At 36.6% G+C, this 24,067-nt stretch carries 37 protein-coding genes and 2 pseudogenes; 25 read left to right on the forward strand and 14 right to left on the reverse strand.

Features of this window, described 5'->3' with window-relative positions:
* Positions 1-960 carry a metal-dependent hydrolase gene (locus MKL33_RS17175; RefSeq protein WP_270907419.1) on the reverse strand — a complete coding sequence of 320 codons (960 nt, stop codon included), beginning with the start codon at positions 958-960 and terminating at the stop codon, positions 1-3.
* 524 nt (positions 961-1,484) lie between these two features.
* On the opposite strand from MKL33_RS17175, the gene MKL33_RS17180 reads away from it, so the two are divergent.
* On the forward strand, positions 1,485-2,105 hold the full coding sequence (locus MKL33_RS17180) for a TetR/AcrR family transcriptional regulator (RefSeq protein ID WP_002163161.1): 621 nt from the start codon (positions 1,485-1,487) through the stop codon (positions 2,103-2,105).
* Positions 2,106-2,183: 78 nt separating this feature from the next.
* Here the strand turns inward: MKL33_RS17180 and MKL33_RS17185 are convergent, their stop codons facing one another.
* A complete protein-coding gene (locus tag MKL33_RS17185; protein WP_086394500.1) occupies positions 2,184-2,906 on the reverse strand; it encodes a pirin family protein in 723 nt (240 codons plus the stop codon).
* Between the two features lie 605 nt (positions 2,907-3,511).
* On the opposite strand from MKL33_RS17185, the gene MKL33_RS17190 reads away from it, so the two are divergent.
* The 3 genes from MKL33_RS17190 (at position 3,512) to MKL33_RS17200 (ending at position 6,496) form a co-directional block, all read left to right on the forward strand.
* Positions 3,512-3,739 carry a hypothetical protein gene (locus tag MKL33_RS17190; protein ID WP_002163179.1) on the forward strand — a complete coding sequence of 76 codons (228 nt, stop codon included), beginning with the start codon at positions 3,512-3,514 and terminating at the stop codon, positions 3,737-3,739.
* Between the two features lie 322 nt (positions 3,740-4,061).
* Positions 4,062-5,381, forward strand: coding sequence for an NCS2 family permease (locus tag MKL33_RS17195; RefSeq protein WP_005070381.1), 1,320 nt, complete (start codon positions 4,062-4,064; stop codon positions 5,379-5,381).
* A gap of 116 nt (positions 5,382-5,497) precedes the next feature.
* Entirely contained in the window at positions 5,498-6,496 is a 999-nt protein-coding gene (locus tag MKL33_RS17200) for an adenosine deaminase (protein WP_017403116.1), read from the forward strand.
* Positions 6,497-6,541: 45 nt separating this feature from the next.
* Here MKL33_RS17200 and MKL33_RS17205 read toward each other — a convergent pair whose 3' ends face one another.
* A complete protein-coding gene (locus MKL33_RS17205) occupies positions 6,542-7,099 on the reverse strand; it encodes a cytochrome b (RefSeq protein ID WP_005076999.1) in 558 nt (185 codons plus the stop codon).
* A gap of 238 nt (positions 7,100-7,337) precedes the next feature.
* On the opposite strand from MKL33_RS17205, the gene MKL33_RS17210 reads away from it, so the two are divergent.
* Together MKL33_RS17210 and rnhB are read left to right on the forward strand one after the other, a co-directional pair.
* Positions 7,338-7,727, forward strand: coding sequence for a hypothetical protein (locus MKL33_RS17210; RefSeq protein WP_005076998.1), 390 nt, complete (start codon positions 7,338-7,340; stop codon positions 7,725-7,727).
* 70 nt (positions 7,728-7,797) lie between these two features.
* The gene (gene rnhB, locus MKL33_RS17215) at positions 7,798-8,364 is read left to right on the forward strand and encodes a ribonuclease HII (RefSeq protein ID WP_002163155.1); all 567 of its coding nucleotides are present in this window, start codon (positions 7,798-7,800) and stop codon (positions 8,362-8,364) included.
* A gap of 67 nt (positions 8,365-8,431) precedes the next feature.
* On the opposite strand, the gene csrA is transcribed toward rnhB, so the two are convergent.
* The 11 genes from csrA to MKL33_RS17270 all read right to left on the reverse strand — a co-directional run bounded on the left by csrA (position 8,432) and on the right by MKL33_RS17270 (position 15,073).
* Positions 8,432-8,686: a carbon storage regulator CsrA gene (csrA, locus tag MKL33_RS17220; RefSeq protein ID WP_000906487.1), complete on the reverse strand. Its 255-nt coding sequence runs from the start codon at positions 8,684-8,686 to the stop codon at positions 8,432-8,434.
* Positions 8,687-8,932: 246 nt separating this feature from the next.
* Positions 8,933-10,213: an aspartate kinase gene (locus MKL33_RS17225; RefSeq protein ID WP_270907420.1), complete on the reverse strand. Its 1,281-nt coding sequence runs from the start codon at positions 10,211-10,213 to the stop codon at positions 8,933-8,935.
* 209 nt (positions 10,214-10,422) lie between these two features.
* Positions 10,423-10,638, reverse strand: a complete 216-nt coding sequence (locus MKL33_RS17230; protein WP_000362184.1) for a hypothetical protein — start codon at positions 10,636-10,638, stop codon at positions 10,423-10,425.
* Position 10,639: 1 nt separating this feature from the next.
* Positions 10,640-11,362 (reverse strand): hypothetical protein, encoded by a 723-nt coding sequence (locus tag MKL33_RS17235; protein WP_270907421.1) that lies wholly within the window; start codon positions 11,360-11,362, stop codon positions 10,640-10,642.
* Entirely contained in the window at positions 11,359-11,688 is a 330-nt protein-coding gene (locus MKL33_RS17240; protein WP_023188420.1) for a hypothetical protein, read from the reverse strand. Before MKL33_RS17240 ends, MKL33_RS17235 begins: the two co-directional genes overlap by 4 nt.
* Entirely contained in the window at positions 11,689-11,985 is a 297-nt protein-coding gene (locus MKL33_RS17245) for a hypothetical protein (RefSeq protein WP_023188419.1), read from the reverse strand.
* 28 nt (positions 11,986-12,013) lie between these two features.
* Positions 12,014-13,135 (reverse strand): ATP-binding protein, encoded by a 1,122-nt coding sequence (locus MKL33_RS17250; RefSeq protein ID WP_270907422.1) that lies wholly within the window; start codon positions 13,133-13,135, stop codon positions 12,014-12,016.
* Between the two features lie 11 nt (positions 13,136-13,146).
* A complete protein-coding gene (locus tag MKL33_RS17255; RefSeq protein ID WP_270907423.1) occupies positions 13,147-13,470 on the reverse strand; it encodes a hypothetical protein in 324 nt (107 codons plus the stop codon).
* 2 nt (positions 13,471-13,472) lie between these two features.
* Positions 13,473-13,913: a hypothetical protein gene (locus MKL33_RS17260; RefSeq protein WP_270907424.1), complete on the reverse strand. Its 441-nt coding sequence runs from the start codon at positions 13,911-13,913 to the stop codon at positions 13,473-13,475.
* A 220-nt stretch (positions 13,914-14,133) separates the two neighbouring features.
* Positions 14,134-14,415 carry a hypothetical protein gene (locus MKL33_RS17265; protein WP_000862387.1) on the reverse strand — a complete coding sequence of 94 codons (282 nt, stop codon included), beginning with the start codon at positions 14,413-14,415 and terminating at the stop codon, positions 14,134-14,136.
* A gap of 1 nt (position 14,416) precedes the next feature.
* Positions 14,417-15,073, reverse strand: a complete 657-nt coding sequence (locus tag MKL33_RS17270; protein WP_000212394.1) for a LexA family protein — start codon at positions 15,071-15,073, stop codon at positions 14,417-14,419.
* 112 nt (positions 15,074-15,185) lie between these two features.
* On the opposite strand from MKL33_RS17270, the gene MKL33_RS17275 reads away from it, so the two are divergent.
* The 19 genes and pseudogenes from MKL33_RS17275 to MKL33_RS17365 form a co-directional block, all read left to right on the forward strand.
* The gene (locus MKL33_RS17275; RefSeq protein ID WP_001077691.1) at positions 15,186-15,386 is read left to right on the forward strand and encodes a helix-turn-helix domain-containing protein; all 201 of its coding nucleotides are present in this window, start codon (positions 15,186-15,188) and stop codon (positions 15,384-15,386) included.
* A gap of 8 nt (positions 15,387-15,394) precedes the next feature.
* Positions 15,395-15,751, forward strand: coding sequence for a hypothetical protein (locus MKL33_RS17280; protein ID WP_000041061.1), 357 nt, complete (start codon positions 15,395-15,397; stop codon positions 15,749-15,751).
* 49 nt (positions 15,752-15,800) lie between these two features.
* The gene (locus MKL33_RS17285) at positions 15,801-16,085 is read left to right on the forward strand and encodes a hypothetical protein (RefSeq protein WP_001072908.1); all 285 of its coding nucleotides are present in this window, start codon (positions 15,801-15,803) and stop codon (positions 16,083-16,085) included.
* Positions 16,082-16,378, forward strand: coding sequence for a hypothetical protein (locus MKL33_RS17290; protein ID WP_001084146.1), 297 nt, complete (start codon positions 16,082-16,084; stop codon positions 16,376-16,378). The genes MKL33_RS17285 and MKL33_RS17290 overlap by 4 nt, the downstream gene beginning before the upstream one ends.
* Positions 16,375-16,735: pseudogene (locus tag MKL33_RS17295) on the forward strand (hypothetical protein). The gene MKL33_RS17290 and the pseudogene MKL33_RS17295 overlap by 4 nt, the downstream one beginning before the upstream one ends.
* Positions 16,728-17,609, forward strand: a complete 882-nt coding sequence (locus MKL33_RS17300) for a replication protein (protein WP_000064615.1) — start codon at positions 16,728-16,730, stop codon at positions 17,607-17,609. The pseudogene MKL33_RS17295 and the gene MKL33_RS17300 overlap by 8 nt, the downstream one beginning before the upstream one ends.
* A gap of 2 nt (positions 17,610-17,611) precedes the next feature.
* A complete protein-coding gene (locus MKL33_RS17305) occupies positions 17,612-18,412 on the forward strand; it encodes a hypothetical protein (protein ID WP_270907425.1) in 801 nt (266 codons plus the stop codon).
* Positions 18,409-18,747, forward strand: a complete 339-nt coding sequence (locus tag MKL33_RS17310; protein WP_000647823.1) for a hypothetical protein — start codon at positions 18,409-18,411, stop codon at positions 18,745-18,747. Before MKL33_RS17305 ends, MKL33_RS17310 begins: the two co-directional genes overlap by 4 nt.
* Complete coding sequence (locus MKL33_RS17315) at positions 18,740-18,946, forward strand: hypothetical protein (protein ID WP_000548556.1); 207 nt, start codon at positions 18,740-18,742, stop codon at positions 18,944-18,946. Before MKL33_RS17310 ends, MKL33_RS17315 begins: the two co-directional genes overlap by 8 nt.
* Complete coding sequence (locus MKL33_RS17320) at positions 18,936-19,259, forward strand: hypothetical protein (RefSeq protein WP_000377622.1); 324 nt, start codon at positions 18,936-18,938, stop codon at positions 19,257-19,259. Before MKL33_RS17315 ends, MKL33_RS17320 begins: the two co-directional genes overlap by 11 nt.
* The gene (locus MKL33_RS17325; RefSeq protein WP_031986102.1) at positions 19,259-19,660 is read left to right on the forward strand and encodes a DUF559 domain-containing protein; all 402 of its coding nucleotides are present in this window, start codon (positions 19,259-19,261) and stop codon (positions 19,658-19,660) included. The genes MKL33_RS17320 and MKL33_RS17325 overlap by 1 nt, the downstream gene beginning before the upstream one ends.
* Complete coding sequence (locus tag MKL33_RS17330; protein WP_001277128.1) at positions 19,657-20,133, forward strand: hypothetical protein; 477 nt, start codon at positions 19,657-19,659, stop codon at positions 20,131-20,133. Before MKL33_RS17325 ends, MKL33_RS17330 begins: the two co-directional genes overlap by 4 nt.
* Positions 20,105-20,359 (forward strand): hypothetical protein, encoded by a 255-nt coding sequence (locus MKL33_RS17335; RefSeq protein ID WP_000861102.1) that lies wholly within the window; start codon positions 20,105-20,107, stop codon positions 20,357-20,359. The genes MKL33_RS17330 and MKL33_RS17335 overlap by 29 nt, the downstream gene beginning before the upstream one ends.
* A 485-nt stretch (positions 20,360-20,844) precedes the next feature.
* Positions 20,845-21,063 (forward strand): hypothetical protein, encoded by a 219-nt coding sequence (locus tag MKL33_RS17340; RefSeq protein WP_001017700.1) that lies wholly within the window; start codon positions 20,845-20,847, stop codon positions 21,061-21,063.
* A gap of 209 nt (positions 21,064-21,272) precedes the next feature.
* Positions 21,273-21,533 (forward strand): hypothetical protein, encoded by a 261-nt coding sequence (locus tag MKL33_RS17345; RefSeq protein ID WP_000171851.1) that lies wholly within the window; start codon positions 21,273-21,275, stop codon positions 21,531-21,533.
* 313 nt (positions 21,534-21,846) lie between these two features.
* Positions 21,847-22,200 carry a hypothetical protein gene (locus MKL33_RS17350; protein ID WP_045544365.1) on the forward strand — a complete coding sequence of 118 codons (354 nt, stop codon included), beginning with the start codon at positions 21,847-21,849 and terminating at the stop codon, positions 22,198-22,200.
* A 198-nt stretch (positions 22,201-22,398) separates the two neighbouring features.
* Entirely contained in the window at positions 22,399-22,635 is a 237-nt protein-coding gene (locus MKL33_RS17355; RefSeq protein ID WP_000152665.1) for a hypothetical protein, read from the forward strand.
* A gap of 662 nt (positions 22,636-23,297) precedes the next feature.
* Complete coding sequence (locus MKL33_RS17360) at positions 23,298-23,753, forward strand: hypothetical protein (RefSeq protein WP_270907426.1); 456 nt, start codon at positions 23,298-23,300, stop codon at positions 23,751-23,753.
* Between the two features lie 60 nt (positions 23,754-23,813).
* A pseudogene (locus MKL33_RS17365) lies at positions 23,814-24,067 on the forward strand (hypothetical protein); the annotation flags it as partial.

Genomic DNA, 24,067 nt, shown 5'->3' on the forward strand with positions numbered 1-24,067 from the left:
TTAAGACATGCGTACTGGTGGGGTAAATTCTTTAACAAAGTAAGGAGCAATTGCGCCGCCTTCGGTCAGCAATTTCTTTTTGTAATACTCAAGATATTCAGTTGTATCATGATCATTTGGATGAAAGTCTGGGCGTAAGTAGTCAAGAATTTGGCCAATCGTACTGCCGAAAACTCCGTCTTTTGGACCAAAGATTAAGCCTACACCACGACGAGCGTCCTTCCAGAATTTCAAGGTCAGCATCTCTTGTGGCTTTCTTAAAACAGGGACAAATAATGTAGTCGCAGGGATTAAACCTAAAATGGTAAATAGCGCGAGGAAGAAACCAGACGCACGTAGTGCATAACTACCATTTAAAAGTTGATAGACATCGTAGGCAATATCTTTATGCTCAGACTCTTCAAGCATATGCCACATCCAGAGTGCGCGGCTTTTTTCGTCATTTGAATAATAGAAGTTCTTTTCATGCTTCATCATGTATTCAGCAAGTACCGCAGTAAAATGCTCAATACCCGCCATCATTGATAATTTGAGTGGCTGTGGAAACTTTAAGAAAACATATTTAAAGAAGTTTGAGCCAAGAAAACGATATAGAGCGACAGGATATTCAGCATCTTGAAGGGCATCGTTATATTCATTGTGCAATTTTGAATGAATTGCTTCTTGGCCAATCAACGACGTTACTCGCTGCTTTAATATTGGATCTTTGATAAATTCACGGTGATGGCGAGCGGTTTCAATCACCAGATCTTCACCGTAAGTTAAAAATACCGAAAGTGTGGCAAAAAACAAAGTAGCAAATTGATTGTCCATATAGAATCTGACATCAATTTCTTTTCCATCAAAACCAATATTTAAATGTCTGATTGGAATTGAGCTTTTGCTAGCAAAATCTGGTAGCTTAATTTCACGCTGAAATTTAAGTTTGTTGAATGATTTTTTAACTGCGGTCGAGATCATGGCGACACCCTGAGGCAAAGTAGTGGTGCATTTTGATGAAAATCAATAAACTCAATGATCAACAAAGCACTGTAAAATTCCATTTTCAAAAACAGATGATTCTCTGCATTGACTACGGTGTTGTTGCTCCGTTATTTGTTTGATTATTTGGCTGAATAACGGAAGAAGAACTGAGGCAGACAAGAGCTGCTGAATGAGTCTTCTTTAATTTTTTCATATTAATCTGACATTATGTTCGGATTCAATTCGGGTAAATTTTTAAATATATAAAAGTATTTTATAGACATTCTTTGTAATAATAATTTTAAATAAATTGGATTTATCTTTTTGAAAAATAATAAATTAAATCTATTTCTAATCTCTGGAAATAATAAATTAAAACATCAATTGATTGATAAATTGAGATCTATTTTTCTCAGTTTTTTCACTTAAGTTTGACAACTATTCGGATTTTGTTTTTTTGTTTCTACCTACTCAGATTACATGCTAATCTGACTTTATGTTCGGATTATTGATTAGATCGTATGACTACGCGTAAACCACGTCAAACTCGAGCCAAAGTCACTGTCGACACGATTATTGAAGCAGGTTTTATTGCAGTGGCACTTCATGGACCGAGTGGAACCACTACACGTCATATTGCAGAAATTGCAGGGGTGAGTGTCGGGTCTTTATACGAATATTTTAAAAATAAAGAAGAAATTTATGATGCGATGAATCACTTTTTTGTTCGGGAAATTCTGGACATGATTACAGAGCTTACACCGACAATTTTACAGCTGGAGTTAGAGCCTGTCATCGAAATGATTTTTTATACTTTTAGTGATTTATTAAAGAAAAATAATGACCGCTATTTGACTGTTTTACGTTATGCAGGAGAATTGCAGTACGACAAATACATTCCCAAAATTGAACAGGCTTTAATGGAAGTGATCATGAAATATATGATGCATAATCCAAAATACCTAAAAATCAATAATTTGCCTGTAATTACCTATATTTGTATCAATAGTGGAATTTTTAATGTCGCACGGCATCTTATTTTGCCAAACCCTTATATTAGTTTTGATGAAATGGTGCAGGGACTAACCACGATGATTATGAGCTATATCAATACAGAGATGGCACGTTCAGAAGAGCATTGAGCAGCGTTAGAATTTATATAAGTCCAAGTAACGATAAAAAGCCCTCACATAAAATTTTATGTGAGGGCTTAATTGATTTTATGGCATGGTTGGAACTTCTTCAGGACGCATATCGAAAATCAAAATTTCGGCATGATCACCATTGGTAAACGATAAGCTTCCACCGTCACGAATACGTGCTGCGTCGCCAGTATTAAAAGTTTTACCATTTACATCAACACGACCTTTAGCAACGTGTAGGTACACATATCGACCATCAGGAATCACAAAGTCAGCAGTTTCTTCACCATCAAAAAGACCTGAGTAAATATTAATGTCTTGTTTGATCGATAAAGTTTTCTCGCCACCTTTTGGTGAGATGATCAAATGCAATTTACCGCGTTTGTCTGCTTCATCAATATGAACTTGTTGATAGCCCGGCTCTGTATTCACTTCATTTGGAACAACCCAAATTTGCAAGAAATGAACGCCTTCTTGAGCTGAATGGTTAAATTCACTATGAGCAACGCCACGACCTGCACTCATCAGCTGAATGTCACCCGGCACAATCACAGAGCCTGTACCCATCGAGTCTTTATGCTCTAATGCACCTTCAAGTACATAGGAAATAATTTCCATATTACGGTGAGGGTGAGTACCAAAGCCTTTAGATGGAGCAACGTTATCATCGTTAATTACAAGCAGATCCGAAAAACCAACTTGTTTAGGATCCCAATAGTTAGCAAATGAAAAGCTATGTTTTGATTGTAACCAACCATGATGTGCTGCACCACGCTCGTGAGATAAACGCATATCAAACATGATGTATTCTCCTGATTTAATTTTTTATCTGAGTACAGTTTATCGTAGCGTTTATTGGAGTGAAGCTATGAAAATAGAAAGCTTGGTGCGATTTATAGAACGATAAAATTTGGAGGTAATTTTGCTAGTCAACCAATAGAGTCAAAGGAGAAAAATATTTTTTAAATAAGATGAAGATTTCTTTGAGATGAATTTTTACTTTTAAAGCTAAACATGCAACATAGAAATTAGTCGCTAAAGAAACAATTTTAAAGAAAAGTACATTAACGAAAATAGCTCCTTTTTATTTCATTTAAAGCTTAGCAAATAAAAACAAATTTCAAGCCATATACACATTTGTCTATGCTCTGTCTTTAAAATAACTTAAGAGTTAAAGCCGATAAAAAGATAATATTAAAAATAACTAAAATAAGCTCTTATTAAATAAAGTTACTTTTCAATGGAAAAGTTTAGTATTTAGTAGTTTTTTTAATGATATTTTTAAAATAACTTTTATTTTCAATAATTTGAATAAGAGTGTGTTATTGTAAATAAATGTGAAAATATTCACAAAGCTATAATTTTTTGTTAAGATCATTAACATTAAAAACATAGAGATAATAATAATGATCAATAAAGTATTAATAGTGTTGTGTGTGGGTATCGTCTTTGTATTAGGGTATTGGGCTTATTTAGATACTCAAAATAAAAGACATCAAGAGCTAATGCAGATCATACAAGAAGCTGAAAAAAACCTGCAAAGTATCGAACGAAATCCGAATCATGCTCATCACAGCAATTTAGCTTCTTTTCATATGCAACAATATATTGGCGAGAAAAAAATTATTTTCTAGCAATAACGAGCTATAAATTTCTAACTTTTTACAGTGTCATTGGTCATATCTTTTCATAAATTTTGATCATGTTTCTGTTGAATCTGTTAAACTTATTGAACGTATAGTAAAAAAGCTGCATAGGGGTTATGCAGCTTTTTTGTGTTTCAAGAGGGGCTGTGGTTGTTTGCTATGTATAAAGCTAGAAATCAAATGAGTGGCATATTTGTTGCTTCTTAAATTTGAGATTCTTGTTTATAGGACTGAACAGAAAAACAATATTGTTCAGCGACCTACATAGACATAAATATTCCACAGTTCAGATTTTGTATAGAGGCTACTTATGGCGGCGCCCAATTCTTCGGCAGGCTGGTTAGAGCGTTTATTTAAGCTAAGCGACAATAAAACCACTTTCCGAACTGAAGTTCTTGCTGGTGTAACTACATTCTTAACGATGTGTTACATCATTATTGTCAATCCACTCATTTTATCTGAAACCGGCATGGATCATGGTGCCGTATTCGTTGCAACCTGTTTGGCAGCAGCAATCGGATGTTTAGTAATGGGGATCATTGCTAATTATCCAATCGCACTGGCCCCTGGTATGGGTTTAAACGCTTACTTTACCTACTCGGTTTGTATGGGGATGGGCGTGCCATGGCAAACAGCTTTAGCCGCTGTTTTTGTTTCAGGCCTTGTCTTTCTTGCAATTAGCTTCTTTAAAATTCGTGAAGCGATTGTTAATGCGATTCCAATGTCACTTAAGTTTGCAATCGGCGGTGGTATTGGTTTGTTCCTAGCACTTATTGCACTAAAAAATGCTGGAATCATTGTTGATAACCAAGCGACATTAGTCGGTTTGGGCGATATCAAACAGCCTACAGTATTATTAGCGCTATTCGGATTTTTAATGATTGTGGTTTTACACCAGTTAAAGGTTCGCGGTGCAATCATTATTAGTATTTTAGTGGTTACGGCCATCGCTACTGCTTTAGGTTTAAATGAATTTAAGGGTGTAGTGGGTCAAATTCCTTCAATTGCACCAACATTCATGCAAATGGACTTTGAAGGTCTATTTACAGCAAGTATGGTCGGCGTCATTTTCGTATTCTTTATTGTCGACTTGTTTGACAGTACAGGTACTTTGGTTGGTGTTTCACACCGTGCAGGTCTTTTACAAGACGGTAAATTACCTCGTTTGAAGAAAGCATTATTTGCAGACTCTACTGCAATCGTTGCAGGTGCCGCATTAGGTACATCTTCAACTACACCATATATTGAATCAGCTTCAGGTGTAGCAGCAGGCGGACGTACTGGTTTAACTGCTGTTGTGGTTGCAGTCTTATTTATCTGCTGTTTATTTTTAGCACCTCTTGCTCAATCTGTACCAGGTTTTGCAACGGCGCCAGCTTTATTGTTTATTGGTGTGTTGATGATCCAAGGGATCACTCACATTGATTGGGATGATATTACTGAAGCTGTTCCAGCATTTTTAACCATTGTATTTATGCCATTCACCTATTCAATTGCTGATGGTATTGCAATGGGCTTTATTAGCTATGCATTAGTTAAATTATTCACGGGTAAGGCAAAAACTGTACCGTACATGGTATGGATTATTGCTGCGCTTTGGGTATTTAAATTTATCGCGTTTGGCGGTTAATATGATTTACTATAATTTTCTTCTTGAGCTATCTTAGACATAGTTTTCAATAAGAAGAAAATTATAAAAGGGTGTGATTTTGACCACACCCTTTTTTCTTTAGACGTGGAGTTAATATGAATCAAGTCGAGCTGATTCGCGCCTTACCAAAAGCCGAATTGCATGTGCATATTGAAGGGACTTTCGAACCTGAATTAATGTTTGCAATTGCCCAGCGCAATCAGATTCAGATTCCTTACAAATCTGTTGAAGAAGTAAAGCAAGCTTATAACTTTCATAATCTTCAATCATTCTTAGATATTTACTATGCTGGTGCAAATGTTCTTGTACATGAACAAGACTTCTATGATTTAGCATGGGCTTATTTTGAGAAATGTGCCGAAGATCATGTTGTTCACACTGAAATGTTCTTTGATCCGCAAACCCACACAGACCGTGGTGTTGCGTTCTCAACTGTGATTAATGGTTTAAAGCGTGCTTGTGCAGATGCCAAAGCTAAGTTTGGTATCAGCTCTCAACTGATTATGTGTTTCTTACGTCATTTAAGTGAAGAAGCTGCATTTGAAACACTTGAACAAGCTTTACCATTTAAACAAGACATTATTGCAGTCGGCCTCGATTCAAGTGAAGTAGGGCATCCGCCAGCTAAATTTGAACGTGTTTTTGCTAAGGCGCGTGAAGAAGGTTTCTTAATCGTTGCTCACGCTGGCGAAGAAGGTCCGCCTGAATATGTATGGGAAGCTTTAGATCTACTTAAAGTGAATCGTATTGATCATGGTGTGCGTTCTGAAGAAGATGAACAGTTAATGACGCGTTTAATTAATGAAAAAATGCCATTAACGGTTTGTCCTTTAAGTAACTTAAAGCTATGTGTTGTTAAGGATATGAAAGATCATAATATCCGCCGCCTTTTACAAAAAGGCGTACATGTGACGGTTAACTCAGATGATCCTTCATATTTCGGTGGATATATGAATGATAATTTCTTTGCCATCCAGCAAGCATTAGACTTAAACAATGATGAGTTGAAGCAACTCGCAATTAATTCTTTTGAAGCTTCTTTCATTTCAGATGAAGAGAAACAAAAGTGGATTGCAGAAATCCAAAAAATCTAAATAAAAAAAACCGCCTATCTCAGGCGGTTTTTTTATACATCAGGTTTATTTAGGTTGTTTAGTCATACTATTTAAAATATTGTCTTTATCAATAAAGTGATGTTTTAAAGCTGCTAGTACATGCCCAACAATGAGAAAACCGGCAAACCAAGAAATATAAATATGTAATGGTTTAACAACAGCTAAAAGCTCTGGGTTATCTTGCACTAAACGCGGAATTTCAAACAAATATAAAACAGGAGCAGGGTGACCAGCACTCCAACTAAACAAGCAACCAGTGACAGGTAAAGCCACCAAAATCACATAAAGGAATAGATGACCCACGTGTGCCAGAGTTTTCATCATCGGTGACATGGTGTCAGGTAGTTTTGGAGCTGGATGTGTATAGCGCCATAAAATCCGGATAATGACTAAAAAAATAATGGTGGTTGCAATGTTCTTGTGCAACGTAATCACATCACCTTTAAAGCTGCCATCAACGTCATAGCTTAAAAAATTTCCACTATAAAAGCCAATAACCCATGCGACGATGAAAATGATTGCCATCACCCAATGCAGAATTTGTGCGGTACGGGTGTAATACTGAGAGGAAGCAGCAGGCATAAAAGACCCTTTTTTTGTCGTTTTGATTTTTGATTTTAGGGGAAAGCACAGATTTTGAGAAATGTTTTAAATGTGACAGAGCGTGCTAAAAACAGAACGTTTTACCCCAAAAAAGCTTTTGATGGGCTGAATTTCGCTCGGCAAAATAGTTTGCATAAATGCATCAAATTATTTGTTTCTTCTAAAGTTGAGTTTAGGCACAATACGCGCTGCCAACGTTCAATCAAAGGAAAAAATGATGAAAAAATTGATGCTCGCTCTAGCACCAGTTGTTTTAGCTTTAACAGCATGTGCAACAACTACAGGCACTGGTACAGGTGCTGCTTCTGCACAAACCACAACTCAACAATTGGGAGTTGCTGCGTTAAAGGTTGCTGTAAATGCGAAATGTATTACAGAGATTAATAATGTCGCAGCTTGGAAAACAGCAACAAAATATATGACTGCTGAGCAACGTGATAGCATCCAAACCAATGTTTGTGGTTGTGTGAGCGAAAAGGCTCCAAACAGTGTGACAGCAGTAGAATTAGCTGCAGCTGCACTTGATGTAAATACACGTGCTACAATCGTAAACCAAGTGGTTTCTAAAACTGTAAATGCTTGTGTGGCAGAAGCTTTACAAAAGTAATTAATAAATTATGTGTTAAAGAAGGCTGATTACTATTGATCAGCCTCTTTTGTTTAAAGGTAGTGAGTTGATGTTTATTGCTGGTGTAGATGAGGCGGGACGGGGACCTTTAGTAGGTTCGGTTGTGGCAGCAGCCGTTATTTTAGATCCGAATAATCCAATTTTAGGATTAAATGATTCTAAAAAATTAACTGAAAAGAAACGTGAAAAGTTGTTTATTGAAATACAAGAAAAAGCCTTAGCTTGGTCAATTGCTGAAGCAACTCATGCTGAAATTGATGAGCTAAATATTTTACAGGCGACTTTTTTGGCTATGCAACGCGCTGTTGATGGCTTGAAAACTCAACCTCAAAAAGTGATCGTTGATGGTAATCAAATTCCGAAAGGAATTATTATTCCTTGTGAAGCCATTGTTGGTGGAGATGCAAGCCATGCTGAAATTAGTGCAGCAAGTATCTTGGCAAAAGTGACACGAGATCGACAGATGGCAGAATTAGATCAGCAATATCCGTTATTTGGTTTTGCCAAACATAAAGGATATCCAACCAAAGCACATTTTGAAGCGATTGCCGTGCATGGCGTGATTGATCAGCATCGTCGTAGTTATGCACCTGTTAAACGTGCTTTAGGTCTATAAATACAACCACTTAAAAAATTTAAAGCGACTATAAAGTCGCTTTAATTAGGGAGAGAACAACTTCATACTAACGATTGAAGTTTTTCTGTGCATAATTATCATCTTCATAAGAAACTTGATAATCTTGATCAAGATGTTGAAGGTGTTCATGCATTGCACGTTCATGTTGAATACGTTGATAAATTTCTTCGCGATGAACAGAAACCTCTTTTGGTGCATTCACACCAATACGAACCTGGTTTCCTTTGACGCCAAGCACAGTAACACTGACTTGATCCCCAATCATTAATGTTTCCCCGACACGGCGGGTCAGAATCAGCATGTTTATCTCCTTGCTAAACGCTTAAAACTGCAATATTGGTACCCAAATAAAAAGCTCAACCTCAGTTTTCAGTCAGATTCTAACAGAAATATGAGAACAAAGTCATATTTTGATAATCTCTGCCAAAAAACTTTCCGTTTAATATAACAGAGCCGCTATAAAAAAAACTATAGCGGCTCTGTGTTTTCTTTGATTATTGTCGGACAAGTAAACATTTTTTAATGAATTCTTGACCGGTTGGTAAAATTAAGCGCGGGCGCTGCTTTCACCATATTCACGATCCAAACCAAAAGCGGTATGTAAGCAGCGAACAGCAAGTTCAAGGTATTTCTCGTCGATAATCACAGAAACTTTAATTTCAGAAGTTGAAATCATAAGAATGTTAATACCTTCATCAGCAAGGGCAGTGAACATTTTGCTCGCTACACCTGCGTGTGAACGCATACCTACACCAACGATAGACACTTTAACGATGTCATCACGTGTTGAAACTTCACGTGCACCAATATTTTTAGCAGTTTCGTTTAAGATTTTTTCAGCTTTCGCTAAATCAACACGGTTTACTGTGAATGTGAAATCTGTTGTGCCATCTTCTTCAACATTTTGCACTATCATATCGACTTCGATATTGGCATCACTTACTGGTGATAAGATTTTAGAAGCAATGCCTGGTTCATCAGGTACACCTAAAATCGTTAATTTTGCTTCGTCACGGTTAAAAGCAATACCTGCAATAATTGGCTGTTCCATAGTATCTTCTGCCTCAGTAGTAATGAGTGTACCAACATTTTCTTTAAATTCGTCGTCAAAAACGCCGTCGTCGTCATTATCAAAGCTTGATAATACACGTAAAGGAACTTGATATTTCCCGGCAAACTCTACTGAGCGAATTTGTAAAACTTTAGAACCTAATGATGCCATTTCTAGCATTTCTTCAAAAGAAATACGGTCGATTTTTTTGGCTTTAGGAGCAACGCGAGGGTCAGTGGTGTAAACACCATCTACATCAGTGTAAATCTGGCATTCGTCAGCTTTTAAAGCAGCAGCAAGAGCAACACCAGAAGTATCTGAACCACCTCGACCTAGTGTTGTAGTATTTCCATTAGCATCAAAGCCTTGGAAACCAGCAACCACAATAACACGGCCTGCATCTAGGTCATTGGTCATGACATCTGTATCAATAGACTCGATACGCGCCTTGGTAAATGCACTGTCAGTTTTAATACCGACTTGACGTCCGGTATAGGATTTAGCTTCCACACCAATCGAATTAAGTGCCATAGCTAACATGGAAATCGTCACCTGTTCACCGGTTGAAACCATTTGGTCTAACTCACGTGGGTCAGGTGTTTCGGTAATGGCTTTAGCGAGAGCAAGTAAGCGGTTTGTTTCACCACTCATTGCAGATACGACCACAACAACCTTGTGACCGTGATCATGCCAACGCTTCACACGACGAGCAACATTTAAAATGCGCTCGGGGGTACCCATAGAAGTACCGCCATATTTTTGAACGATTAATGCCATATCGCCTAAACCCTTATAATTAAACGGGAAAAGTATATTCTTGCTTCCTTGGTTTCATTATATGTACACCATTATGTACATAAATGAAATTGCTGAGTTTATCTAGCAAGCCGTGATTCGGCGGACAGTATATAGTAACGTAAATATGCTAACAATCATTGATCTGGACTAATTTCATCAAGTTTGCTGATTGTTAGCTTCGGTACAACTTATATAGCTTTTTTTAGTTGCTTCTTTTGCTGGCATTCTTCCTCCCACTTCATTACATCAGTAGCGAGGTATCTTTTCATTGTCCCGCCTTCAGAACTTAAAGCTGGGGCTGGGAAGGGAATACCCCAAGGAGTGTTAATTTCCCACCGATTAAGTGTGCGTTTAGTAATATGAAACATCTCACACACATTGTTAGATGTCAGATATTTATCCACCTTACCCCTCCTTACTTTCCGCTTTAGGATTTGCCCACCAAAGTACAGGGCCGTCTTCTGAATCAAATGCTGCAATTAAAAAGAGTCCTTGTTCTGGCGGTTCTGGCTTCCAGTTGGGCCAAACTACTGCATCTTCCGGTATATTTGGTATTTCATCGTAATCTAATAGTTGAGTTTCAATTTCAACTCTAAGATTCATCTGAAGTTGTGCCCACTGTTCTCTTGTATAGGCTTCTGCTCCTTCTTCAATGGTGTCAAACAATTCAATATCTGGATGAAACCAATTGAAAAGGTTTTCAGGTGGTTCTATTGGTTGGATCTGATATTTAAAACCCGTCTCACTAGATCCATAAAATAGTTTTGCTTCATCAAAGCTTTTGGTTACAAGAGGGGCAGAACCTTTCTTGTAGCAAATTACTATTTCATCAAATTTAAAAACACGTTCAGCTGTCTTCAAATCAAAGCATTGGTACATAGGTTCACTAAACCAACTCTCTACATAAAATAGATTTTTAATATGATCTTTGCGGGAACCGTGCCATTTCTGAACTTTAATAACATCATCGAAGATTTCTAAGAAAAAGTTGTTGCCTTCCTTTTCATGCATTTTTCTATAACGCTCAACAGCTCTCTCAGCTATCTCTTTAGAAGCTGCTGGTGTTTGTCTAAAAGGGCTGTAACCTTCAGGTCGCATTGCAACCGCCCATAAAGTTGATTCACTCATCCTTCAGCTCCCGATTCTTTTTCAACTAGTGCACTGTAAACATCTTTAGCTTCTTTAAGAGTAAGGAACTCTGGACCTGAACCAACAGCCCCTAAGCAGACACAAGCCATTGCCATTATAGTTTTGCGATTTGGTTCCTTTGGAATTAATAGATGAGTCTCCGGCACCGCCTGAGCTTTAGCTCTTGCTTTCCATGCCTTAAACATCTCGTGTTTTAGATATGATTTATTGGCGTATTCCTCAGAGGAAGGATCTAAGGGCAATTCACCATGTCTTTTAAAAAAATAAGCATCAAAATCTTCAAGTTCTTGTTTTAGATCAATCATTTAGGCCACCATTCTATAAATACGTTTAACTTCATGGTCCAGCTCATCCATTGCAGAGCGACCTTCTTTGAAATATTTCAAAAGCATTAGTTTGTATCGCTCTTGAGCTGCTTTGTTCATCACACCTTCGTTGCTTACTGAAAGGGTGGCTTTATTACCTTTAATCAAGTTCACGCCGAGCGGTGTACCTTTCCCGCGATACCCGGCATTTACGTTGAACACAATGAACTTCTCGAAAAGCTGCATTGGTAGCAGCTTTGGTTCGAATAGAAAATCTGGAGTAGTTTGTTTCGACATCAGAAAGGTTCCTCCAGTAAATAATTTTTCATGCTCTAATACCTGTTTTAGACAATATTTCAATTTCTTGTTTAACTGCTGGCAGTTTTGCTGCTTCAATTTGGATAAGGGCATCTATGCCGAAGTGTTCACAAACTGTTTTCACGTCTAGGCCGCGTTCAGCTATGAAGTTTTGAAGTTCATCTCTTTGTTGATCTGAGATACCGTTAAATTCAGGTGGACTAATCCAAGTGCCACGTTGCTTATCAAACGTGCAATTCAATGCTTTAGCTCTCATTAACATTGCTTGGCGCATGTTCTGGTAATACATGTGCTCTTTATCAAGCGACTCAGTTAATTGATTTAAATCGCCTGCATGCTCAGCTTCTTCACAGCTTTGTTTCCAGTTTTCTAGCTCTTCTTGGGCTTTAGCTGCTACAAGTTGTGCAGGCGTTAAGGTGTTAATGTGGTCTTTAGCTTGAGTAATCAGGTCGGCCAAGAAAGTTGGATGTGTTTTGAGATCTGGTACCCACACTTCACCAGTTTCACCGCCTAATGCACCTGAGTTTTTCGCATGATGTGTAGGCGAAGGTTTGAAATTAATAACGCGGGCATTTTTACCTTCACCAGTAGTAACAGTTGTTAGATAACCCATAACATCTGCGATACGGTAAAGCTCGTTACGGTTTTTACCACCCAGATCTGGTCGGTAAATAATTTGATCACCGTTTTGATCTTCTGATGCGTGTGCAATGAAAACAACATCTTTACCTAAACTGATCAAAGTATTGATGTATTGCTTGAACGTTTGGTTCGCTAAACCTTGAGCCTTTAACTTTAAAGAACCATCTTTTTGACGGTTATTTGCCGTAAGTAACAGGTGGGTTTTAATGCATTCAAGCATTGCACCCACGGTATCAATCACTACGGTTTTATATGGTGCTAAGTCCTGCGGAGTAAGGTTTGCAACATCACTCCATTGTTGAACCTGAACAACCGCACCACGACGTAATTCACCAGTACGGTGAGCACCACGGTCAAAGTCAAAAGAAATTGCTTTTTCCGCAGTAAAGCCCATCGATGATTTACCTAAACCCGGATCAGCGTATAGGTACACAATAATTGCTTGAACCAATAAAGTTTGGTCAGCAGTAATAATCGGCAACGCCATTTTTCTTATCCTTATCTTGAGCCAGTGAAGCCGCGAGAACGCTTATAGTTTTTGCGGTCATAAGTCGGGATGTTTGTTTCCCGTAGCTTTATTGCGAGCTGCTTTCGACGTTGAAAATCGATTTCTTGGGTTAGTTCATTCCAAACTTTTGGATAGTCGGTTTTGAACTTTTCAACTTCCAAAGGTGTCTTAACTTCACCCTTAACTTTGTAAAGAACTGAGCCATTAGCATTAGATGCGTACACTTGCCAGCCAATGCGAACAGAGTAGAGGCCCTTATCATCACGGCCTAAAAATGACTTGTAGCCGTCTGGGTGTTTTTTGAAATTAGTCATCTTTAAGCCTCCAACAACTTGTTACGTTCGATGAAACCTTTTAGAAGGCCATTGATGTTTCGGATGTCTTCAAATTCGGTGAAATCGTTATATGACTTACCGTTAATGTCAGTGATTTCATTTACTGTGAGTTGAGTAATATCAACAGTGGTGAATTCAGAACCCGGAACGCCGTAGCTGTCAGGATGGGCTTCAAAATCAAAGCTCACATTTAAACGGAAGCTATCTAATTTGATGACGGCAACGCCAGAATGTTTACCTGTGATTTTTGCGGTTAAAACACCGTAAGTACTTGGTTGAGTCTTAGGGGTAAATAGAGAAGGAGCTTCTTTTGTTTGGAAAGCTGGTTGCAATTGGCAAGCAACTAAAGAACCACCAGAGATTGCAAGAGCAGCCATGCTGACAAATGCAAATGAGTTGAATGAGTTAACTTTTACGTTCATAATTGATCTCGCAGTTTTGCAAAAGCACATCGGACCTGGGGAGGGGCGGTGTGCTTTTTTGTTGTCTACGAGACAAATATCGCATTTCCGATATTTGTAGTCAATAGTTATTCCGATATTTTTACTGGTATTCCGATATTGATCTTTTGAAACACAAAAATCACTTTAACAAGGGGGGATTAATTAAAATTATTTAATTGATATTTATGGTCTAGCACTGTTAGTAGTTTGATGAAGGATTATTTTCAACTTCACTATTTAAGTCATCAAGAGCATTATCCACATCTGGAACGACGTCACGCCAATTTTCATTTTCAAAGCGCTCAAATTGATTGTTTACTTCCTCTAGTTTAGCTTCTAACTCAGCAATATGCTCTTCTAATTCAGCAATTTTCTGATCTTTCTCATACACGATAGCATCATGTTCAGCTCGGCTAATAGTGTCTGAACATCCAGTTAAAACTAAGACTGGCAATAACAAAATTATTTTAAAAACTTTCATCTTAACTCTTTCTTACTCTTCGTTTTCCACGGTATGTATATCTCAATGAATCTATTACTTGACCAATAAAATAGCAATCTTCGTCAATTGGAATGATATTGGGATGAAAATTTGGGTTAATCGCTTTTAGATACCTTGTTCCATCAGATTCAATAACCAGTTTTTTGAAAGTAGCATCTTTGTCTTTACGGACGACAATGATATCTCCAGATTGCATATCTGAATAATATACTGTCGGATCTACAACAATATAATCACCTTCTACAAAATCGGGTTCATTACTTACGCCACGTACTTTTAAATAAAAACATTTTTCGCAATCATCTGGGAGAGGGAACCATTCCGTAACTTGAGACATATCTACTGATTCAACATTAGTAAAATTACCTGCTTGTACCCAAGATAAAACGGGTGCCATTCGAGCTTGAACTGGCACAACGTTGGTGGTAATAAGTTCCCCAACTACACCTTTTTTTAATTCTTCAGCTGTAACCCCAAGGGCATTTGCTAATTCAAGTATTGAACCTGTCGACTTGGCATTTCCTGTTTCAAGATCAGAAATTACAGATTGTTTTACACCAGATTTCTGAGCTAACTCTTTTTGAGTCATCTTTTTTGCTTTTCGTATTGCTTTTAAGTTTTCACCCAAAGTAGCCATATGTATTTCCTTAAATACGTATATCGGAATTCTGATACAAATTAGTATCGCTTTGGCTATTGTTAAAATATCGGAAAACCTATATATTCACCTAAAAATATAGGAGCTTCGCATGAATCAATGGCCAAACATGATTTCAGATTTGCGTGAAAAGGGCTTAACACAAACTCAAATTGGTACCGAGATCGGGTGCTCACAGAATTACGTTAGTGATTTAGAGCGCGGGGTATGTGGTAAACGCTTATCGCATGAAATTGCAACCAAATTACAAAAGCTTTGGAAAAAGCATTGCAAAACCAAACAAGTGGCTTAGGTAACAAGATGAGCAAATTATCAGTTGATATTTCTGCAAGTGCCAGAAATGGCGTATCCCGCATATTGCATGGCCTTGATATAAGCAATCAAAAAGAGATTGCTGAACATTTAAAGGTTGATCCAAGCACTATTACTCGGCTTAAAACAGACAAGAAAAACAATGGTTTGAATGAGATTGAAATGTTTTGCGAGCTATTGAGTTTGCTTGGATTAAAAGTCGTTCCTAAAGATTACCAGAGCATTGATAAGGAACGTGTTGCTGCACTTTTAGTCATGTCTAAAAGTTGGATGAACCGTATAGAAACAGTTGATGACCTATTTCATGACGAAATCAGTGGTCAAAAGGAAAAACTTGGATATTAAAAAACCACTACCTGCGCAAACAGGAGTGGTTTATAGGCATTCAGTCGAGATGAATCAAATGAATAAAACTAATTTATCAAATCAAACAACCGAACGCAACCAGCCAGAATTTTTAGTGGGTGACGTTGTAGTACTTACTAAAGAGTGTCGAAGTTTTAAATCAAATGATTTGTTTGAAGTCAAAAATAAAACCCTGACTAGTTTATGGACTATCAAATCACAAAATCATTTGTTTCTGGTTTCATCAAAAGAAATACGAACAGCAACAGTTGCTGAACTTAACGCCAAACGCCGACTAACAAGCGCTGAGCAAGCATTAGCGGAGGTGTCATGAACAGCTTTACACAGCAAATCAAAGTTTCTCGTCAGCAAAGTGAAATCCAATCTTTTTATGAACCTGCATTGCGAGTACTTGGGCACCTGTTTGAGGTGAAAAAGCAAAATTTACGCAACAAAGGTTATGACGAAAATAATGCAGCGGTAACCAAAGTTGAATTTTCAGAGGCTATGGCTCGTCAATTTCGCATAACGCAGTGGTTAGCACAGCAGATTGTAACCAGCTTAACCAAGGCGTGTTTGGTTGATTCTTTTGGAGGCTATGTTAAGCCAAAGGATGGTGAAAAGTGAGATATGCAGCAAAAAGAAAACAGGATATTTCCGTTTCCACCACACCGCTAGAGGTGGTAATTCCACTGGAACAACCAGTAAAGATCTATTCGGCTAAAGAATTAGCAGCTATGCCACTTTCAGTTATGAATGCCGCAATTGAGGCTCAGGAAAGATTTTATCAACTTGAAGAATTAACTCATATGGGGGCAGGCTATAGCAGTTCGCCGTCTTATGGAGGATGGGCACAAGCTAATTCAGGTGAAAGAAAAGTCGCGCATTCGCTACAAAATCAACAACGAATTTATTCCTCCAAGAATTATTCGTCAGTTGGAAATGCGTGGCCTTGTCAAATTGGAGACAAAATCACATGAGTAATTTTGTACCAAATTCATTTCAAGTACCTAATGCATTTGTTGATGAGGTTTTAAATAAAATCTCTGATGCTGCATGCAAAATTTACTTGGTTATTTGCCGTAAAACTCGCGGTTGGAATAAGGAGATGGATTCCATCTCTTTATCTCAATTTGAAGAGATTACAGGGAAGAGTAGACCGACTGTTGTTAAGTGCCTTAATGAGCTTATCAAGGTCGGTTTAGTCGTGGAACAACCAAGCACAATTCATGGAAATACATTCAAATTAGGTAACGATACTAGCGTTGGTTTAGTGCTTAAATTCCCTAGTAAAAAATTTTTACTACCTGAAATTTATGGACAGACTAGTAAAAATTCTTTACCACTGCTAGTTAAAAATTTTAACTACACTAGTAAAAATTTTTTACCGCTACTAGTAAAAATTTTTAACACACAAAGTATCACTATCAAAAACAACTCTCAAAGTAATAAAAAAATAAATAAAAAAAGAGAGTCTGTTTCTGAAAAACCTAAAACAGAAAAACCAAATGAATTTAATCCACGTTCAGTTGAACTGCCAGCATGTGTAGATCCAGAGCTGTGGAACAATTTTGTTGATATGCGTATCAGCATCAAAAAACCACTTTCTGAAAACGCAGTAAAGCTAATCCTTAAAAAACTTATCTCGTTTGGACCTTTGGCTAACCAATCACTGGAAAACTCAATTATCGGAAATTATCAGGGTGTATTTGAACCTCGCCAAAATCAAATTCAGGAAAACCCACAATCTCATAACGTTCCTGAAGAACCGGGTTATTTCACTCAGATGTACGCTGAGAGCAACCGTTCAAACGTGATTGATGTTACCCCTGACCAGCAATATATCGGAGGCTATTAATCATGAATGAATTAGCACCATTTGAAAGTTTTTTAAAAGAACTAATTGCGGCTTACAGAACTAAATACGCTGTTCAGTTCAATAAGAATTTTCCAGTAGAGGGGAAAAATGCCGTTCCAATGCAAATCGTTGAACAGCAGCTTGCTAAAGCATTGGTTGGGGTTACACCTAACCAACTTCAAAGAGGCTTAGCGCTATTTTACGCAAGTACAAATACATACATGCCTAACTTCGCTGAATTCCGTGCTATGTGCATGGGTGATGATTGGTGGAGCGCTGAGAAGGCTTGGGTTAAGGCTTGTGAATACACCCAAATCACTCAGCACAAGAAAGTGAGATTGCCTGATGGGCGTGAGCAAAACCAAGAAATTACTACATTAGCCAAATTTGTACTTGATCAAGTTTATTCGCTTATTCAAGACGGCGAAATGTACAAAGCCAAAATGGAATTTATCAAGGTATATGACGAGTACAAAGCGGAAGCTCAGTTAAAAGGAAAAGTTCAAGCTTGGTACCAAGAACCAATTTTATTAGCTCAGAAAAATGAGCAAAAAGTGCATATACCAGTTTCAAATGACGAAGCACAAAAGCATCTCAAATCATTGATGGAACGTTTAAAAATCAATGGTCGTAAACCTGCACCAGTACAAAAGCTTAAGGCTAAGGAAAAAGAGCCAGAACTCAAACAAGAGCTAGGTCCAGATCCTTTTGACAATCCGCACGAATACGCAGAGATGTGCCATCGTGAAGGTATGCCAATTCCTAGAAATATTCTTAAGTTAATTGAAGGGGCGAATGCATGAAAGCATCTAAATTGATTAGAGATAAAGGACTGCAATACGCGAAGGAAATCGTAGATTCAGCACCTTCTAACGCAACTGAATGGAATGAAGGTTTCGAGTTCCAATGTGGTCAAAGTGTAGAGATTAGCAAGGCTGATCGAGAAAAGTATTTTGTAGACCTTTCTGAACTCAAGCGTCTGGTGGAGTCTTTGGGTTATGTAAGCAGATGGGGCGGCATTGAAAGATGCAAGAAGCTTTACTTTGAAGCTCCATTCAAAAGAGACAAGCACATAAAAGATTTAAAGCGATACATCCGCGATTACGAATCAATATACGGGGATAGTGAAAATGCATAAATGCAACCACTGTGAAGCTGAGCAATTAATTAATTCGTATGGTGGTCTTCCAGAAGCAAAGGCTTACATGAGGCGTTATTTCATGCTGAATGGAGGATTAAGAAATAAGTATCCAAGAACAGGCGCTTTGATAACTCAAAAGATGAATGAATTGCAGAGCGCGATTTTAAATGTAGAGGGCTTAAATAATGGACAGTAAATGGATTGAAGCGCAACGCCGTGAAATGGAAAAGCTTATTTCACCAGAGCTAATCAAGTCGAGAGATTTAGCACGTCAAAGTTACTTCGATCATATGGAAAAAGAAATGGCTGACCACGTATCGCGCTCAATTGAACCACTCAGCGGTAAAAAGCAAAGCACTCTGGTTGAACTAAGGGAGTCAATTGAAAAACTGGCTCAGAAGTATAAACAAGATGCTCATTCATCCAGCCTTTTAGGTGATCAGGATAAAGCGCGAGTTTATAACTGCTTTGCTAATCAATTGGACCATTTGCTGAAAGGTGGTGCTTGATGTCATCAGTCAGCATTGCTGAATACCGCAAGTTATTTCCGATAAAGAAAAATAAAAAGCGGCGTTCAGCAAAGCAAGTTGCCAGACAACCAAGTGTGGGTGAAATGGTACTGGCAACGCATTTAAGAGCGTGCAAGATTGGTTTTGAACAGGAATATAAATTCCATCCAACACGTAAATGGAGAGCAGATTTTTTAATAACGGGTACAAAGATTTTGATTGAGGTGGAAGGTGGTATCTGGAGTGGAGGCCGTCATACAAGGGGCAAAGGCTATATAGGGGATATGGAGAAATACAACTCCGCAGCAATGATGGGTTTTACAGTTTTACGGTTCAGCACAGAGCAAGTGAAAGCAGGCGTGGCGATTAAACAAATTGAGCAATTGGTAGGTGAAAAATGAGTGCAGTTTTAAAAACACAACAAATGGATTGGTCTAAATATACTATTGACGGTTGGTTAGAGCAGTTTGGCGCATGGTGTGAAACAGTTAGAATGAAAGGGGGTGATTTGCCAGATGGGCTTCATATCAATCAAATTTACTGGTTGATGCGTGAAGCTGGCAAAGAAGTACAAAAAAGTAAATCTTATATTCGATGTGAGATCAGTGATTATGAGGCGGATCAAATTCAAGCACTTTTACGAAGTCTATTAAATTCTGATAAAACAGATTTTACAACTAAGTTTGCATTAATTTGTTTAATTAAAAATAAGGTTGAAAATAAAGGATTGTTGAAGGTTGCTCAAGAAACAAACCAATCTAAAGCTCAGGTCGCAATTATGGTGAGTTGCGCTAGATTTTATTTATTAGGTCATGATAAAAGATTAAGACAAAATGGAGGTTCAAATGAAAACATACACTGTAAAACTATATGAAGGCGTTAGTCGGGAGAAAGTTAATGAAACTTTGAAATACTACCCTGATTATTTTGGTAAAATATCAATAATTACAAATGTAATTAATAATAAATTGCAATTAACACTAAAAGCATTTGAAGGAATCGACGTTATAACTGCCAATGATCTAATGATTAAAATCGTTGAACGTTTAAAAGCTTCTCAATTAGTAGAAAAGCATAATTTAGACTTGTTGACTGTCTAGACGCTTTATGGCATATTTTTGATATAGTGGACGAAGTATAAGTAATTCACTGATCTAAAGCTCATCGTTTGATGGGCTTTTTGTTTTTATACTTGCTAGATTTCAATTATGATTTAAAATTAAATCAGGTGGCTCGTCGCCAAACATCGCCACCTGAAATTCTATTAGAAATGATAGTTATTTGTTTGTGTCACCTCCATATTAATTAATTGTAGAGTTGATATTGTGTTGTACTGGTGGTGGGCACCAAGCGCCACCAGTACAATCGTTAAAAGCGCCCCTTTTCTTTGCATTAAGTAATGTTCCTTTGATTTAATGGTTAGATTTACACCACACATTAGCTGTCTTCATCCTAAATACATGGTCGTTACATTATAAATCATCTAAATTGAATGCTTGTCTAAATGTTAAGCGTTTAAGAATGCCCACTTAAGCATGTTTATATTTATGCTATAGTCCAGTCTAATTAGAATTTGGTACTTAAAATGAATATCTGTGTTGGTGGTGAACTAGATGGGCAAAAGATAGAGAAAGAAGGCAGATTACTAAAAGCTTCTGATATCGACCCATCTTTTAAAACTGAGTACTACAAGCAAGTTTTTAACCGCGACAACATTAACTATCATTTTTGGCTGCCAATTGGATCTGACTTACATGATATGTCTGAGAAAGTTCTAAATATCATTAGATCACCTAAAAACTAGTTTTATCGTTTGCCGGACGTATTACGGCGCAAATGGCCCCGCTACATACTAGTTATTGGCGGGGTTTTTTCTTTAATTAATTTGATGATTTAGTTCTCGGTAGTAAATAATTTACTATTGAGAACTAAGTATTTGAAAAATAAAAATAATTTGATTTTTTATTTTATGTTTAGTATGTTGGTAAATATTAATTATTTTTAGGTGAAAGTATGACTTTATTTATTGGTGGTCGCCATCATGGACAATTCTTGTCGAAAGACGAGTCAGATTTGAAGTTAGAAAGTATTCCAAAGCAGTATGGACCAAGAACAGGTATGCAAAGGCCAACAGAGTCATACTTTAGAACCCAAGTAAGCTTCCAAGGAGAAGTGAAAACGTTTTATATAATTTCTGGAAAACAACCAATCGAAATGAGAGATGAAATACTTGATTTATGGGATCAAGTAAAATCAGACATATATGCTATCTAAATAGTTTAAGAAATTTTCTTCCTTTTTCGGGCGGTTGTCTTTCGTGCTATAGTCCAGTCTGATTAAAAACTGGTACTTATAATGAATATCTGTGTGGGTGGTGAACTCAATGGGCAAGTGATAGAAAAAAAGGGGTGTTAAGAACAAAGATGTATATAAATATTAGTAAATTATAAAATTATTAAATAAATTCAAATATTTAAATTAAAAATAAGTGATAAAACTTTAACAATATTTACGTACGTGATGAATTTAGTAACTCAAATAAACATTATTTTAGACGGATAATTATAAAAAACGGAGTACAAATGTCATGAATAAGAATGTAGAGCTAATAAATTACATTGATGTAGCTGAGACAGTTTACGAACGGGTATATGAAAATAATAAAATTTCAAATAATTTGATTGTTAATCTAAATCGCATTATGGCTGAGATAAAGAATCAAGCTGCAGAAAAAAGACTCAAATTGAAGTACAGCTCAATAGACTTTGAACATTGTTTAAGTTTGCCTTTAGCTGATCGCAAGATAAAAGTAGATTTAAGTCTTATACCTCATTTTGAAGATCGTGAAGAAAGTATTTTGTGGTTAACTAACTTTATTGGAAAAATTTGTGAGCCCAGAAAGATGCAAAGACAGAAAAAAATCTTCATTAAGTACCTGTGAATTTTAGATGAACCACCCTTAAAGCGGTTTTTTATTGCTAGTAGAATATTTAAGGTATCTTTTCTAATAGGCACATACTATTGAAGTGTTTTTTATTTATTTTTTAGATTGAAAAGATTGCTATTTAAGTAATTTAAATATAAAAATCTTTATTGATTGAGAGTAGTTGTTATACAGGATATTTATAAGGATTTTAAAATGACAATTATCACATTGCTCGATGTTAAGACGAAGAAGAAGGTGATAGTTCGGTCCGTAATAGACCCAATAGCAAGAATAGACAAAAAAGGGAATATACAAATTATTCAAATTCATAAATGGCTATATGATGAATCTGGAGATTTCGTTGATGAAGACTTATATGAGGCACTCAACAATGGAGAAGTTGGAATATACATAACTTTGCAGTATATGATCATTAATATTGAAAATTAATTATTTTTTATTTTTAGTCAGTTTGAGTTCTTACTCTCTAGAGCCTAATGGTTACTACACATAAGACCTTATTAAGTATTACCTATTGATGGGCACATATTCTTTATAAGTCTTGATAAGTAAAAAAATTATATAGACTAAAAATAAAACCATTTAAAAAAAGAAATCTTTATCTATTTAAATATGAATATTTGATATTTTTAATTCAATCCCTATTGCTAGTGCTTAAATATTATGCCAATATGAAGTTGGAAATATTTCCGAATAGATATTTCCTATTTCATGTTTAAGCGTTTTTTTCGCTAAGTCCATTTCTGAATAAAAATAGGAAGTGGGCTTTTTTATTTTTAATTATTTCTGTATTATCAGTGTGTTGCTTTAAGTAACACTAAACCTTATTGATCAGCGCAAATATCAAAAAAGGGGGAGCTTGCCTACTAGGCAAGCTTTTTAAATTGATAATTTAAACACAATAATCCATTTTAAAGCTCAATAGAAAAATCAAACTTCCATAGCTTTTATTCGTACTAATTTATTGAATATAATCGTTTTTATAATTTTTAAAATTTCCTTAAACTAAAAATGGAAAATTTCTTGTTGCAACATTGTTATAATAGGACTACCTTAAGAAAAATACTTTATAAAAATGAGGAGCTGCTGAAATGCCACAGTGTCTCATGTTTGCGGAAAATATTTATAACAAAATTAAAGATGAGGAATTGTTTTCACATGACTGTATTGAAAATATGAACTTACTTATGACATGTATACGCAGAGAAATTGAGGGAACAGAATTTAAATTAAAATATAATTTTATTGATTTTGTTGAATTGTTTAGTAAACACTTAGATGAATGTAAAGTAAAAATAGATGTGAGTTTGATTCCTCCTCATAATTCAGAAGGTGAGTATATTTTATGGTTAGCTGGATTTATCGAAAAAATCACAGAAGGTGGACCTAAACCACCTCCGCCTATAAAGAAATTTATTCCAGAGTATATGGGCTTGAAATCTGAATTAGATTTTTTACCTTTAAATGAGGAAAAAATTCAAACCGAAGGTAAAGAAATTACGGATTACTTTAATTCAAAGCTTTATAAGGCAACTTTTAAGAAGTAATACTATATTGCCTGTGAGTTTAGCCACCGCCTTAGGGCGGTTTTTTTATGGGTGAGAATAATGGATTCTACAGAATACTTTTGGCTTACTCGGAAAAAAGAACCTAAAACCAAGCCTAAATCCAGACCGCTACCTAAAGCTACTCAAAAGTACTTAGAGGCAGAGGAAGAATTTACTGAAGCTTTAGACAATCTGGAAATTAAATACGAAAAGAAATTCCAGTTTAAATCAACAAAGCATTGGCGTTTTGATTTTCATTTAATTGAACATCGTATTTTAGTTGAAATTGCTGGCGGTCCCTGGTCAGGTGGACG

Source organism: Acinetobacter sp. AOR43_HL, assembly GCF_027854635.1.
In the GTDB taxonomy this organism is placed as follows: Bacteria; Pseudomonadota; Gammaproteobacteria; order Pseudomonadales; family Moraxellaceae; genus Acinetobacter; species Acinetobacter pittii.

Bases quoted from the DNA above. Each gene is read 5' to 3' on its own strand.
- MKL33_RS17175 (WP_270907419.1), bottom strand. From the start codon at position 960: ATGATCTCGACCGCAGTTAAAAAATCATTCAACAAACTTAAATTTCAG.
- MKL33_RS17180 (WP_002163161.1), top strand. From the start codon at position 1,485: ATGACTACGCGTAAACCACGTCAAACTCGAGCCAAAGTCACTGTCGAC.
- MKL33_RS17185 (WP_086394500.1), bottom strand. From the start codon at position 2,906: ATGTTTGATATGCGTTTATCTCACGAGCGTGGTGCAGCACATCATGGT.
- MKL33_RS17190 (WP_002163179.1), top strand. From the start codon at position 3,512: ATGATCAATAAAGTATTAATAGTGTTGTGTGTGGGTATCGTCTTTGTA.
- MKL33_RS17195 (WP_005070381.1), top strand. From the start codon at position 4,062: ATGGCGGCGCCCAATTCTTCGGCAGGCTGGTTAGAGCGTTTATTTAAG.
- MKL33_RS17200 (WP_017403116.1), top strand. From the start codon at position 5,498: ATGAATCAAGTCGAGCTGATTCGCGCCTTACCAAAAGCCGAATTGCAT.
- MKL33_RS17205 (WP_005076999.1), bottom strand. From the start codon at position 7,099: ATGCCTGCTGCTTCCTCTCAGTATTACACCCGTACCGCACAAATTCTG.
- MKL33_RS17210 (WP_005076998.1), top strand. From the start codon at position 7,338: ATGAAAAAATTGATGCTCGCTCTAGCACCAGTTGTTTTAGCTTTAACA.
- rnhB (WP_002163155.1), top strand. From the start codon at position 7,798: ATGTTTATTGCTGGTGTAGATGAGGCGGGACGGGGACCTTTAGTAGGT.
- csrA (WP_000906487.1), bottom strand. From the start codon at position 8,686: ATGCTGATTCTGACCCGCCGTGTCGGGGAAACATTAATGATTGGGGAT.
- MKL33_RS17225 (WP_270907420.1), bottom strand. From the start codon at position 10,213: ATGGCATTAATCGTTCAAAAATATGGCGGTACTTCTATGGGTACCCCC.
- MKL33_RS17235 (WP_270907421.1), bottom strand. From the start codon at position 11,362: ATGAGTGAATCAACTTTATGGGCGGTTGCAATGCGACCTGAAGGTTAC.
- MKL33_RS17240 (WP_023188420.1), bottom strand. From the start codon at position 11,688: ATGATTGATCTAAAACAAGAACTTGAAGATTTTGATGCTTATTTTTTT.
- MKL33_RS17245 (WP_023188419.1), bottom strand. From the start codon at position 11,985: ATGTCGAAACAAACTACTCCAGATTTTCTATTCGAACCAAAGCTGCTA.
- MKL33_RS17250 (WP_270907422.1), bottom strand. From the start codon at position 13,135: ATGGCGTTGCCGATTATTACTGCTGACCAAACTTTATTGGTTCAAGCA.
- MKL33_RS17255 (WP_270907423.1), bottom strand. From the start codon at position 13,470: ATGACTAATTTCAAAAAACACCCAGACGGCTACAAGTCATTTTTAGGC.
- MKL33_RS17260 (WP_270907424.1), bottom strand. From the start codon at position 13,913: ATGAACGTAAAAGTTAACTCATTCAACTCATTTGCATTTGTCAGCATG.
- MKL33_RS17265 (WP_000862387.1), bottom strand. From the start codon at position 14,415: ATGAAAGTTTTTAAAATAATTTTGTTATTGCCAGTCTTAGTTTTAACT.
- MKL33_RS17270 (WP_000212394.1), bottom strand. From the start codon at position 15,073: ATGGCTACTTTGGGTGAAAACTTAAAAGCAATACGAAAAGCAAAAAAG.
- MKL33_RS17275 (WP_001077691.1), top strand. From the start codon at position 15,186: ATGAATCAATGGCCAAACATGATTTCAGATTTGCGTGAAAAGGGCTTA.
- MKL33_RS17280 (WP_000041061.1), top strand. From the start codon at position 15,395: ATGAGCAAATTATCAGTTGATATTTCTGCAAGTGCCAGAAATGGCGTA.
- MKL33_RS17285 (WP_001072908.1), top strand. From the start codon at position 15,801: ATGAATCAAATGAATAAAACTAATTTATCAAATCAAACAACCGAACGC.
- MKL33_RS17290 (WP_001084146.1), top strand. From the start codon at position 16,082: ATGAACAGCTTTACACAGCAAATCAAAGTTTCTCGTCAGCAAAGTGAA.
- MKL33_RS17300 (WP_000064615.1), top strand. From the start codon at position 16,728: ATGAGTAATTTTGTACCAAATTCATTTCAAGTACCTAATGCATTTGTT.
- MKL33_RS17305 (WP_270907425.1), top strand. From the start codon at position 17,612: ATGAATGAATTAGCACCATTTGAAAGTTTTTTAAAAGAACTAATTGCG.
- MKL33_RS17310 (WP_000647823.1), top strand. From the start codon at position 18,409: ATGAAAGCATCTAAATTGATTAGAGATAAAGGACTGCAATACGCGAAG.
- MKL33_RS17315 (WP_000548556.1), top strand. From the start codon at position 18,740: ATGCATAAATGCAACCACTGTGAAGCTGAGCAATTAATTAATTCGTAT.
- MKL33_RS17320 (WP_000377622.1), top strand. From the start codon at position 18,936: ATGGACAGTAAATGGATTGAAGCGCAACGCCGTGAAATGGAAAAGCTT.
- MKL33_RS17325 (WP_031986102.1), top strand. From the start codon at position 19,259: ATGTCATCAGTCAGCATTGCTGAATACCGCAAGTTATTTCCGATAAAG.
- MKL33_RS17330 (WP_001277128.1), top strand. From the start codon at position 19,657: ATGAGTGCAGTTTTAAAAACACAACAAATGGATTGGTCTAAATATACT.
- MKL33_RS17335 (WP_000861102.1), top strand. From the start codon at position 20,105: ATGAAAACATACACTGTAAAACTATATGAAGGCGTTAGTCGGGAGAAA.
- MKL33_RS17340 (WP_001017700.1), top strand. From the start codon at position 20,845: ATGAATATCTGTGTTGGTGGTGAACTAGATGGGCAAAAGATAGAGAAA.
- MKL33_RS17345 (WP_000171851.1), top strand. From the start codon at position 21,273: ATGACTTTATTTATTGGTGGTCGCCATCATGGACAATTCTTGTCGAAA.
- MKL33_RS17350 (WP_045544365.1), top strand. From the start codon at position 21,847: ATGAATAAGAATGTAGAGCTAATAAATTACATTGATGTAGCTGAGACA.
- MKL33_RS17355 (WP_000152665.1), top strand. From the start codon at position 22,399: ATGACAATTATCACATTGCTCGATGTTAAGACGAAGAAGAAGGTGATA.
- MKL33_RS17360 (WP_270907426.1), top strand. From the start codon at position 23,298: ATGCCACAGTGTCTCATGTTTGCGGAAAATATTTATAACAAAATTAAA.